This is a genomic window from Methanocrinis sp. (genome assembly GCF_049974945.1).
GTDB lineage: Archaea > Halobacteriota > Methanosarcinia > Methanotrichales > Methanotrichaceae > Methanocrinis.
Map to the genome: position 1 here is coordinate 1,665 of NZ_JBNGCU010000053.1, position 11,143 is coordinate 12,807.

Annotated in this window: 12 protein-coding genes; 2 read left to right on the forward strand and 10 right to left on the reverse strand. The window is 62.6% G+C overall.

Translation table 11 applies throughout. The features are described 5' to 3' along the window. From hemB to ACP5EL_RS06560, 5 genes are all read right to left on the reverse strand, one after another. A partial coding sequence (gene hemB, locus ACP5EL_RS06540) for a porphobilinogen synthase (protein ID WP_428401708.1) occupies window positions 1–688 on the reverse strand: 688 nt, incomplete at its 3' end. Continuing rightward, window positions 672–1,937 carry a glutamyl-tRNA reductase gene (gene hemA / locus ACP5EL_RS06545; protein ID WP_428401709.1) on the reverse strand — a complete coding sequence of 422 codons (1,266 nt, stop codon included), beginning with the start codon at window positions 1,935–1,937 and terminating at the stop codon, window positions 672–674. The genes hemA and hemB, both read right to left, overlap by 17 nt. Next, entirely contained in the window at window positions 1,879–2,667 is a 789-nt protein-coding gene (locus ACP5EL_RS06550; protein WP_428401710.1) for a precorrin-2 dehydrogenase/sirohydrochlorin ferrochelatase family protein, read from the reverse strand. The genes hemA and ACP5EL_RS06550 overlap by 59 nt, the downstream gene beginning before the upstream one ends. Continuing rightward, on the reverse strand, window positions 2,565–3,035 hold the full coding sequence (gene ahbB / locus ACP5EL_RS06555; RefSeq protein ID WP_428401712.1) for a siroheme decarboxylase subunit beta: 471 nt from the start codon (window positions 3,033–3,035) through the stop codon (window positions 2,565–2,567). The genes ACP5EL_RS06550 and ahbB overlap by 103 nt, the downstream gene beginning before the upstream one ends. A gap of 21 nt (window positions 3,036–3,056) precedes the next feature. Beyond that, window positions 3,057–5,342: a NosD domain-containing protein gene (locus ACP5EL_RS06560; protein WP_428401713.1), complete on the reverse strand. Its 2,286-nt coding sequence runs from the start codon at window positions 5,340–5,342 to the stop codon at window positions 3,057–3,059. Window positions 5,343–5,452: 110 nt separating this feature from the next. On the opposite strand from ACP5EL_RS06560, the gene ACP5EL_RS06565 reads away from it, so the two are divergent. After that, complete coding sequence (locus ACP5EL_RS06565) at window positions 5,453–6,688, forward strand: PAS domain S-box protein (RefSeq protein ID WP_428401715.1); 1,236 nt, start codon at window positions 5,453–5,455, stop codon at window positions 6,686–6,688. 14 nt (window positions 6,689–6,702) lie between these two features. On the opposite strand, the gene ACP5EL_RS06570 is transcribed toward ACP5EL_RS06565, so the two are convergent. The 5 genes from ACP5EL_RS06570 to ACP5EL_RS06590 are packed head-to-tail and all read right to left on the reverse strand — an operon-like array spanning window position 6,703 to window position 10,725. Continuing rightward, on the reverse strand, window positions 6,703–7,311 hold the full coding sequence (locus ACP5EL_RS06570) for a CDP-alcohol phosphatidyltransferase family protein (protein WP_428401716.1): 609 nt from the start codon (window positions 7,309–7,311) through the stop codon (window positions 6,703–6,705). After that, entirely contained in the window at window positions 7,301–7,822 is a 522-nt protein-coding gene (locus ACP5EL_RS06575; RefSeq protein WP_428401717.1) for an adenylate kinase family protein, read from the reverse strand. The genes ACP5EL_RS06570 and ACP5EL_RS06575 overlap by 11 nt, the downstream gene beginning before the upstream one ends. After that, the gene (gene hisC / locus ACP5EL_RS06580) at window positions 7,807–8,871 is read right to left on the reverse strand and encodes a histidinol-phosphate transaminase (protein WP_428401719.1); all 1,065 of its coding nucleotides are present in this window, start codon (window positions 8,869–8,871) and stop codon (window positions 7,807–7,809) included. Before hisC ends, ACP5EL_RS06575 begins: the two co-directional genes overlap by 16 nt. Further along, complete coding sequence (locus ACP5EL_RS06585) at window positions 8,846–10,087, reverse strand: acetylornithine transaminase (protein WP_428401720.1); 1,242 nt, start codon at window positions 10,085–10,087, stop codon at window positions 8,846–8,848. Before ACP5EL_RS06585 ends, hisC begins: the two co-directional genes overlap by 26 nt. Next, window positions 10,084–10,725: an MBL fold metallo-hydrolase gene (locus ACP5EL_RS06590; protein WP_428401721.1), complete on the reverse strand. Its 642-nt coding sequence runs from the start codon at window positions 10,723–10,725 to the stop codon at window positions 10,084–10,086. The genes ACP5EL_RS06585 and ACP5EL_RS06590 overlap by 4 nt, the downstream gene beginning before the upstream one ends. Window positions 10,726–10,802: 77 nt before the next feature. Here ACP5EL_RS06590 and ACP5EL_RS06595 point away from each other — a divergent pair, with 77 nt between their 5' ends. After that, window positions 10,803–11,066, forward strand: coding sequence for a GyrI-like domain-containing protein (locus ACP5EL_RS06595; protein WP_428401722.1), 264 nt, complete (start codon window positions 10,803–10,805; stop codon window positions 11,064–11,066). Window positions 11,067–11,143: the final 77 nt, after the last annotated feature.

Consider the following 11,143-nt stretch of genomic DNA (forward strand, 5'->3'; position numbering starts at 1 on the left):
GGACCTCCCATAGCGCTTCTAAAGCGTTGGCGGGGTCCATCTGGTAGCCGGACCGGTCCCCGAAGGAGTACCCCGACTCCGCCGCCTCCCGGAAGGGACCGTAGAAGGAGGAGGCGTACTTGGCGGCGTAAGAGAGGATCGGTGTGTCACTGAAGCCCTCCTCGTCCAGGGCGCAGCGGATCGCGGCCACCATGTGGTCCATCATCCCGCTGGGGGCGACTACGTCCGCTCCCGCTCTCGCCTGGGAGACGGCTGTTTTGCCGAGGAGGGGGAGGGTCTCGTCGTTGGCCACCTCCTGGCCCCGGATGAGGCCGCAGTGGCCGTGGCTGGTGTACTCGCAGAGGCAGAGGTCGGCGATGACCACCATCTTCGAGGTCGTCTCCTTGATCCTCTCGGCTGCCTTCTGGACTATACCTGTGGGATCCCAGGCGCCAGAGCCTATCTCGTCCTTTTCTTCTGGAAGGCCGAATAGGATCACCGCGGGAACCCCCAGCTCCTCCAGCTCCTCGACCTCTTTTGCCAGGCTGTCTAGGCTGTGCCTCGACTGGCCCGGCATCGACCCGATCTCGATCGGCGCATCCAGCCGCTCGTCCACGAAGAGGGGCATGATCAGGTCGTCCGTCGAGACCCTCGTCTCGGCGACCATCCTCCTCAATCCCGGTTTACGAAGCCTACGCATCCTCCTCATCTTCTTCCACCTCCAGCCCGAATAGCTCTTCGACGAATCTCAGGCAGTCCTCGTCCCCCCGCTCCGCCGCCTTTCGCAGGACCTTCGTCGGCTCTGCGAAGATCTTGTTCACGATGGAGTGGCTCATGTCCATCAGAACTGTCTCTTCGACCTCCCCCAGGGTGTGGCGGGCACCGAGCTTGTTCATCGCCCTCGTACACTCCTGGGCCTTGATCTCCTCGGCCCGGAGGTAGATCCTGCCCAGAAGCTCCTCGGCCCTCCTCCTCTTGTACTTGGCCTTGAGAAGGTCCAGCTCCTCGGCGATGATCGCCTCCGCCTTCTCCATCTCCGCCATCCGCAGCCTCATATTTCCGGCGCTGATCTCCCGGAGGGCGTCGATGTTCCGAAGCTCCACCCCGGGAATCTCGCCCACGTCCTCGTCGATGTCCCGAGGGTTGGCGATATCGATCATCAGGAGAGTCCCCTTCGTCCTCCTCGCCATCACCTCTTCCAGGTCGTCCCTCCTCAGGATGTAGTGGGGGGCGGAGGTGGCGCTGATCACCAGGTCCGAGGTTCCGATCATCTCCTTCATCCGATCGAAGGGGACGGCCGTCCCCCCCAGGCTCGCGGCGAGGGAGAGGGCCCGCCCGAAGGTCCTGTTGGTGACAAAGAGCTCGCCTATGTTCCTTGAGAGAAGGGCCTTCGAGATCAGCTCCCCGGTATCACCGGCCCCGATCACCAGAACCGATTTGCTCTCCAGGCCTCCGAGGATCTCCTCGGCCAGGTCGACGGCCGCAGAGCCGACGGAGATCGACCTCTCATTGATACTGGTCTCGCGGCGGACCCTCTTTCCGACGGAGATCGCCTTCTTGAAGGCGACATCCAGGGTCCAGCCCGTCGTCCCCGCCTCCTTCGCCATCGAGTAGAGCTCCTTCATCTGGCCGAGGATCTGGTCCTCGCCGATTATCATCGACTCCAGACCCGAGGCAAGGCGGAGAAGGTGCAAAAGAGACTCGTCGTGATCCTGAAAATCGATGATCCGCGATGAGACCCGGGCCTTCTTGGCGAACTCGAAGAGGACCTTCTCACCCCTTGGCGAGACGACGTAGATCTCGACCCGGTTGCAGGTCTTGAGGACGGCGCACTCCTCCACCAGCTCGGAGGAAGATATCCAGGTGAGAAGCATCTCCAGGTCGCCGTGCCAGGCCTGCTCAATATCGTCGATGCAGGCTTTCCTGTGGGTCACCAGCATCGAGGCTATCTCGCTCATCTGAGGGGAGATGTTCTCCGGCCCTCATATAGGCCTTTTCGTATGACTCCCCCAGGAGCCTCCACACCTCCTGGTCGGAGATGATCTCCCGGAGAATCCGGCTCCTCTCGGCCTGGTCAGAAACCCGCTCCTTAACAACCCCTCTCAGTTCCCCCAGGAGGAGGGCCATCTCGGCGTACCCCTCGTCCAGTACCTCCTCGAACCGTTCGCGAAGGCGTCTGGAGAGGGCAGGGCTCTCGCCAAAGGTAGATATGGCGACGACGACCGGATCTCTTCTGATCACCGAGGGGACGATCACCTCGCCGACTCCGTCGACCCTGTTCACCAGAACCCCTGACTCCTTAGCCCTCACCTCCAGCCCGGCGTTGAGATGAGGATCGCTGGTGGCGGGGATCGCGATGAAGGCGTCCCGGAGCAGTTCGTCGGCGCCGGAGGGAAGGTCGACCTCGACCAGCTCGACGGAGCCTTCCTCCGCCATCTTCAGGAGGCAGGAGGAGAATTCGAGGCTTGCCACCGTCACCTCGGCATATTGCGAGAATAGCCGCGCCTTCCTCTCGCCGACCGCTCCCCCCCCGAAGATGATGACCTTTCGGCCCGAGAGGTCCAGGAGAAGAGGAAGATGATCTCTCAGATCCGGGCCCCCGTCTTCTTGAACTCCCTCTCGCTGAAGAGGACCTGGTAGTCGCCAACCCCGGTCTTTCGGGAGATCTCGGCGGCGACCTTCCGGCACTCTTCCCGAGAGGGGGAGTGGACGACCGAATACAGGTTGTAGGGCCACTTCGCCATCGCTGGGCGCTCGTAGCAGTGGGTGACCTCGTCGAAGGTGGCCATGATAGATCCGACCCTCTCTACATCCTGGGGGGGGACGCGCCAGACGATCATGGCGTTGGCCACGATCCCCAGGGCCCGGTGGCCTATGGTGGCAGAAAACCTCCTGATAACCTCCTCTTCGAGGAGGCGGTTCAGCCTCTCCAGCACCTCCTCCTCGCCGATCGATAGCTCCGTCCCCAAGACCTCGAAGGGCCTTGGCGAGATCTCTATCCCCTCCTGGGCGGCCCTGATGAGGGCGAGGTCCATATCGTCGATCTCTTCAGCCATCTGACCATCTCCTTATTGAGGCTACTTCCAGCCGTCGGGGTCCTCGAAGGGGTACCTGTCCATCCCCTTCGCCGGGACGACCTTGGGATCGGCTCCCGGGTTTCCGGAGACCTGGTGGTCGCTCCAGTAGTTTCCGCCTTCCCCGGACCCGGCGTCCCAATCGTTATCCCCGTTATCGACGGCGTTCTGGGGGAGGATAGAATTCCCGTTCTCGATGAAGTTGTTGTGGTATACGGAACATCCTCTGCAGTCTATCAGGCCCACCCCAGCGATCCCGTTCCGGACGAAGGTGTTTCCGGTGACCTTCCCCTCTCTTGAGTTGCTCATCCTCAGGCCGTAGCGGTCGTTTCCGCTCAGGTTGTTCCCCTCGATCTTCCCTCCGACGACCGACTGGAGGAAGATACCGTCCCCGTTACCTTGAGCGGTGTTCCCCGAAGCCGTCGCCGCTGACAGTTGGTGGAGGGATAGGCCGGCCTCCGGGTTGGAGGAGAGGCAGTTTCTGATCACCATCACCCCGTCCGATCCCGAGGCGCTGATACCCCGGCGGTTCTCGATAGCACGGTTCAGGTTCAGGACAGATCTCGGAGATCTTATGAGCCTGATCCCCTCCTCGGCGTTCCTCCTCAATTCAGAGTTCAGGATCATGGAGGATGGCGAGTCGATGACCGATATCCCAACCCGGTTCTCTGAGGCGTTCGACCCCCTCAAGACGAACCCCTCCGAATCTTTGATCTCAAAGCCGGACCCGGAAGATCCCAGGGCGGTGCATCCGAGGAGGATGTCGTTCCGGGAGGCCTGGACGCCGAACCCTACGGTGCAGCCCTCGGCATTGCACCCCTCCACCTTGCAGCTGGAGGTATTCAGCATCCGGACGCCGACCTCGTTTCCGGAGAGGGTCAGATTTCGAGCCGTAGTGCCGGTCGAGTTGACGATGAGGGCTCCAGCGCTGTTGTTGGATAGAACCAGGTTCTCGGCGGTGACGTTCTCGCACCCCACCAGGGCGAGAAAGCCGCAATCTCCTGCCAGCCTTCGGTCCCGGCCGTCGACGATGTAGCAGACTGGTTTGCCGTCGACCAGGTTGGAAGAGTCGAAGTCCTGGCGGAAGGGCAAGTCGTCCTGAGCCGAGAGGTCTTCCCGATCGACTCTGATGCCGAACCGGTTTAGCTCCATCCGGTTTCCTCGGAGGCGGTTCAGCCCGGATCCGAGAAGGGTGAGCCCTCGTCCGTTCCGCACCATCTCGTTATCTTCGATGGCGTTCTCGATGGACCCCGACTTAAAAAGAAGCCCTTCGCCGTTCTCGGTGAGGACGTTTCCTGAGATCCGGTTATTCTTCGAGCCCACCAGCCGGACCCCGGCAACCCCGTTATACTCAAGAAGGTTTCCTTCCAGGCGGTTCTCCGACGATGCCCTCAGCCCGATGCCGAGGTCGCATTCGCGGACCGAGCTGTCGGCGACGAAGTTCTTCCCGCTCGCCTCCAGGTATACGCCGATCTGGGACCGGGACAGATCGTTATCTGTGATCGAGTTGTTCTCCGAGCTTTGGAGGACGATCCCCGCGATGCCCGACCCGGAGATATCGTTCTCCAGGATCAGGTTATCCTCCGACCCCTCCAGAAAGATCCCCCTCACCGAGGAGGAGATCTCGTTACCCTCGATCCGGTTGAGGCGGGAGTACGACATCCCAATGCCGTTCTCGGTGAGGAAGATGGAGCCGACGACGGCGTTGTTGCAGGAGCTGACCATCTCGACTCCGAGATCTGCAGAGAAGGTGCAGTTGGATATCTCGGATCCTCGACCTCCCCCCTGGCATGATCGGATCGGCAGGTCCGAGCCATTCTGAAACCTGACCCCTACAGTGCATCCCTCGATCGTCGACTCGAAGATCTGGCACCCCGGAGAGGCGCAGACGACCCCGGCCGAGAAGTTCGAGATTCTGCAGGCCTCGATCAAATTTCCGGGGGCGTTCAGCTCGACTCCGACGCCCTTGTCGAATCCCCTGATCGCAAGGCCCGATATGGTGCAGCCGGAGGCCTCCACCCTCAAGGCGGCCTCGCACCCGGACTCGACGGTCACCTGACCGCCGGTTCCGACCAGGGAGACCGGCTGGAGGACCCTGATCTCGCCCTCCCGGTAATATCCTGGACGGATCAGTATCTCGTCTCCCGCCTTCGCCGCGGCGACGGCCTCGCTTATCGTCTCAAACTCGCCGCCGCTCCTGTCGACCACCAGCGTCCCGGCCGAGGCCGTGGGCGGACCGAGAGCGATCAGAAAGAGCAATATCAAAAGCCAGAACTTTTCCGTGACCATACCCCCAATCCGGTATTGTCCCCTTGTTGGCGAGGATAGATAACTTTATCCCCACCCTCCGAGAAGATGAAGTTGAATATTTGGAAGACGAGATGGAACGGCGATCAGCCATGACGAACCCTTACCGGATCCTGATCATAGAGGACGACCCCGACGACGTCGAGCTGATCCTCCTCGGATTTTCGAAGCACGACGAGTTCTTCTTGGACGTCGCCACCACCGGCGAGGAGGGGCTCGAGATGATCTCAGAGACCAGCTACGACCTCATATCGGTGGACTTCGCCCTTCCTGGGATAAGCGGTCTCGACGTCCTGGAGGAGATCCGGAAGACCGACCAGGACGTTCCCGTGGTCATGGTGACGGGTCGGGGCACCGAGGAGCTGCAGGTGGTGGCCTTCGAAAAGTTCGCCACCAGCTACGTTATGAAGAGCGTCGACAGCTTCCGGAGCCTTCCCACCATCTTCGAGGCTCTGATAAACGAGTCGAAGTTCCGATCCCGCGAGCGCCGGATGAAAAGGGATATCGAGCGGTCCGAGGCGGTGAGCAGGTACATCTTGGAAAACTCCCCCACCGGGATATACGTCCTCCAGAACGGCTGCTTCAAGATGGTCAACTCCAAGTTTCGAGAGATCTTCGGCTACGAGGAGGATCTGATAGGCGAGCCCTTCTGGAGCCTCGCAGACCCCGACCGCTTCGAGCCCCTCGAGGGCACCACAAGAGACCGAGGGCCGAGAAGACCGGTCGTCCACGAGTTCGGGATCGTGAGGAAGGATGGGTCCAGGCGGTGGGTCGAGGCGATGATCGTGACCTTTGACTACCAGGACGAGAGATGGGTTCTCGGAAGCCTGGTGGACGTGACCGATCGCAAGGAGGACGAGAAAGATCGACAGATGGATAACAGGCGGGGCTCCATCCTCCACACCCTCCTTCTGAAGGCCATCGATTTTCGCGGAGAGGAGGACGATCTGATGAAAGAGGCGCTCTCGGACTCTATGGCCGGGCTGGAGGGGTTTGTGGTGGGAGGCATATTTCTCCTGGATCGAGGACAGCCGGTTCTGCGGGCTCTCGCTGGCCCTCTGGAGGTTCTGATGAGCTTAATAGACCAGGCCGGATCGGAGGTGTTTTTCGAGAGGTCTGGGGAGGGGGTGGTGGTCGAGGGCGGTCGGACCCTCTACTGGGCTTCGGCGCCCTTCTGGAGCGGCAAAGAGCCGAAAGGGCTGCTGGTCTTGGGGCGGGTGAGGGAGATCGAGCCCGACCTTCTGACGTTCATAGAAGATATCGCCTGGCACGTCGGAAAGATGGAGGAGATCTTCCGCTTGAGGGGCTCCCCCCAAGGGGAGGGCTGACCACTCTCCAGAGACTACAGCTGCTTCCATATGAGGACGATCCTCTGGAGGGCGGTTACATGGCTTGCCATCGTGATCAGGATCATCGCCCAACCCAGGATCGAGAGTCCCCCCAATTCTCCGGCGAAGAGGGCGTTGGCGACGGTTGCGGCGAGGATGAGTGTCAGGCGGTCGGCCCGCCCCATGACCCCACCGTAGAGCCGGCCGAGCTTCAGGGCCTGGGCCTGGGTCCCCAGGTAGCTGGTGAGGAGGACCCCCATCACGGCGAAGATCCCCACCGCCTCCGAGACGTAGCCGGCGAGGACGATCCCCACCAGGATCGCCATGTCCGCGTACCGATCGATGACATGGTCGAGAAAGTCACCTTTCGGCTCCGCGTGCCCCGTCCTGCGGGCGAGGGCACCGTCGACGGCGTCAAAGGTGGCGTTCAAAAGGACCATAAGAGCCGCCAGATAGAGTAGGGAGACCTCGTCGGTCGAGAGATAGTAGAAGGCCCCGGCGGCCAGGGCGAAGATCATGGAGAGGAGAGAGATCATGTTGGGGGATGCTCCGGCTCTCTCCGCCAGGGCAGCCAGGGGCTCGGTCACCGCCAGGCACTTGGATCTCTGGTCGTCAAGGGTCAAACTCCATCTCTCCAGTCCAGTCTATATCTCCCGGAGGCATCTCGATCTCCCGTCGCAATATCCTCACCACCAGGTCCGCCACCTCCGGGGGAGACTGCCAAGTGGCGTCGATCTCGCTGACCCGGTCGCACCACTCTGTAGCCTCCACCAGGATCACGTCCAAAGCTTCCGCCTCCAGGTTCTCCCGGAGTTTCTTCTCAGGGTACCCCCTCCGCGCCAGCCGCTCTCTGAGGACCGACGGCTTGGTCCGTAGGACGATCGCCTCGGGGGCAAACTGGTGGGAGAAATGCCCCTCCAGGATCACCATCTCCTCGTCCCCCTGGGGGGCCAGCTCCTCGATCCTCTCGGCCAGGGCGTCGACGTCGGCGACGAGACACCCTCTATAGGGGTCGGTCCCGAGGGAGAGGCCCTCATCCCTCACAAGAGCGTTGAGGTCGATCGCCCTGAAGGGGAGGTGCTCGGCCACGGTCGTCTTCCCGGTTCCGGGAGTCCCGGTCAAGGCGATCCGCATACCTCACCATAGGCTTCGAGGAAGCGGTCGTTCTCCCCGGGGGTTCCCACCGTCACCCTGACGGCGTGGTCGCCCGCTCCCCGGAAGGAGAAGCAGTCCCGGACAATGACGCCCCTTCTGAGCATCTCCTCTGCCACCCTCCCCGAGGGCTCCTCGGTCTCCAGGTAGAGGAAGTTTCCGCCCGAGGGGCGAAACTCCGGTATCGCCTTCCTCAGCCGGTCCCTCTCCTGCCGGATGGCCGCGACAGACCGTCTCATGTACTCGAGGTCGCCCAGGGCCGCGATCCCCGCCGCCACCGACGGCGTCGTCACGCCGAAGAAGGGAGGTGCCGCCCTCCTGTACTCCCTCGCGATCCAGTCGGGGGCGACGGCGTAGCCGAGCCTCATCCCGGCGAGGCCGAAGGCCTTGGAGGTGGTCCTTCCCACCACCAGGTTCTCGTACTCACCCACCATGGGAAGGAAGTTCTGGTCGCTGAACTCGGCATAGGCCTCGTCGAGGAAGACGATCCCGTCGGTCGTCTCGACGATCGTTCTGAGGTCTTCTTCAGAGATCAGGTCTCCGGTGGGGTTGTTGGGTGAGCAGATGAAGATTATCTTGACCCCGGCGGGCACCTCTGTAGGCACCTCGAAGTTCTCTCCTCGCGGGATGAAGATCGGCTCGGCTCCCCCCGTCACTGTCAGGATCTCATAGTAGCTGAAGGTGGGGGTGTAGATCGCAGTCCTGTCGCCGGGGTCGAGGAAGAGGCGGGTTATGGTGTCCATCACTCCGTCCATCCCCGCCCCGATGAGGACGTTTTCGGATGCAGATCCCGCATAATCGGCCAGGGCCTCGATGAGCCCCTCGGGCTCGGGGTACCTCTCGGGCCGGACGGAACCGATCGCCTCGAAGACCCGGGGGCTTGGTCCGCGGGGGTTCTCGTTGGACCCCAGCTTCACGATCTCGCCCGGCGGGAGGCCGTACTTCGATGCGATCTCGCCGATCCCCTTGCCTGCGACGTAGGGCTTCAGCCGCTCCAGGCAGGGCCTAAGGTTCTTCGAGTATCTCGCCAAGCACCTTCACCACGTGGTCGATCTCCTCTTTTCCCACCACCAGGGGCGGGACCATCCTCAGGACGTGCTCGCTGGTGGCGTTGAGGAGGACGCCCCGCTCCCGGGCCTGGTTGACGATCTGGGGGCAGTTTGCCGCAAGCTCCACGCCGACCATCAGCCCCAGGCCTCTGACCTCACGGGCGTCGATCTCCTGGGCCAGCCGCGACCGGAGGTATGTCCCCATCTTTTCTGACCTCTCCACCAGCCGCTCCACCTTGATGGCCCCGATGGAGGCGAGGGCCGCGGCAGAGATCAGGGGTCCGCCGCCGAAGGTGGATGCGTGATCGCCCCTCTGGAAGACCTCGGAGACCGACTCCGCCGCCATCATCGCCCCCATGGGCAGGCCCCCTGCGATCCCCTTGGCCAGGGTCATGACATCGGGCATGATCCCGCTGTGCTCCTTTCCAAACCACCGGCCGGTCCGTCCGAAGCCGGTCTGGACCTCGTCCAGGATGAGAAGTGCTCCAGAGTCGTCGCAGATCTCTCGGGCTGCCCTCAGGTAGCCGGGATGGGGGACGTTGACGCCCCCCTCGCCCTGGACCGGCTCCAGGATGACGGCCGAGGTATCCTTCGAGACCGCCGCAGCCAGGGCCTCGGGGTCGTCGAAAGGAACGAACTTCGCCTCCTGGAGGGGACGGAAGGGCTCTCGATATACAGCCTTGTAGGTCGCGCCCAGGGAGCCCAGGGTCCTGCCGTGGAAGGAGTGGACGGCAGCTACGGTCTCTGACCTCCCCGTCGCCCTCCGGGCGAGCTTCAGGGCCGCCTCGACGCTCTCGGCCCCGGAGTTACAGAAGAAGGCCCGATCCATGCCGGTGAGGGTCTTCAGCTCCTCGGCAAGGAAGACCTGGTTTTCGGTGTAGTAGAGGTTCGAGGTGTGGATCAGCTCTTTGGCCTGCCGAGCGATCGCCTCGACCACGTCGGGGTGGCAGTGGCCGACGGTGTTGACGGCGACCCCGGCGACGAAGTCCAGGTACTCCCGGCCTTCGGCGTCCCAGACCCGAGCCCCCGCGCCCTTCACCAGGAGGATCGGCTGGCGGGTGTAGGTCTGGATCACCGACTGCCTCTCCAGCTCTACGATCCGGGCGGTCCTATCATTGCCCGAGAGTTCGGATTCGGATCTCGACTTCTCTTTCTCCATATTCATCTTCATCTCTTCATCGCTCTCTTTATTGGTCATAGAACGCTCCGAGCAAACCGAAGGCTCGCCTGGATCTGGCGGCCTACGTCCCCGCTGACGATCTCCATGTGGCCGGGGTAGAGGACCTCCACCTCCAGCTCCGTCAGCCTCTCGATGGAGCGGACCAGGTCCGCGTCCTTTCCGGCGAAGAGGTCGGTCCTCCCGATGTTCCCCTGGGGGAAGACGGTGTCCCCGGAGAAGAGGACCCGAGCCCTCGGCTCGTAGAGGCAGATCCCGCCCGGCGAGTGGCCCGGGGTGTGCATCACCTCAAGCTTCCACTCCCCCAGGTCGATGACGTCACCCTCCTTCAGGGTCTCGTCGGCCTCGATCTCCGGGGCCGAGAGGCCGAAGAGGTAGGCCACCGTGGCCATGTCGTCTCCGAGAGAGCCCGCCTCATTCTCGTGGATCAGTACCTTCGCCCCCGTCGCCTCCTTGAGGAGGGGCACCCCTGCGGAGTGATCGTGATGGCAGTGGGTGAGGATGATCATCTCGATATCCGCCGGGTCGATATGCTTTTTGATCTTTCGGAGCGTCGGCTCCGGGTCCATCCCCGCGTCGATGAGGACCGGGACCTCGTCCAGGATCAGGTAGACGTTGCCGTCGAAGGGCGAGCCTGAGACCTTGTGCACTTCCACCATTCCAACACCTGATCCGGAGGAGGGGCTCCACCGATATATCTGTTTGGAAGCGGGTTTGCTGGAGGGAGGACGGCTCGATGGCGATCCCCGTCTCCCCCGAGACGCCCGAGGTCGCCGAAGGCGGAGCGGCGGTGGAGTTGTTGCCAGAGGCCGAGGTGGCGTACCTGACGGTGAGGGGGCCCTACACCAACCTCGAAGACGCCTACACCCAGCTCTTCGGTTGGGTCTTACAGAATGGATACCAGCCTGCGGACGCCGCCCGGGAGGTCTACGTCCGATGGGGGGAGGAGATGCCGCCGGAGGAGCAGGTGACGGAGGTACAGGTGCCGATGGGGAGGTAGAAAACGATAGGTGGGGCGAAGTCATCCTGCTTTTAATAACGTCTATTTCTGATGTCTCGGGCAAAAATAGGCGCTCC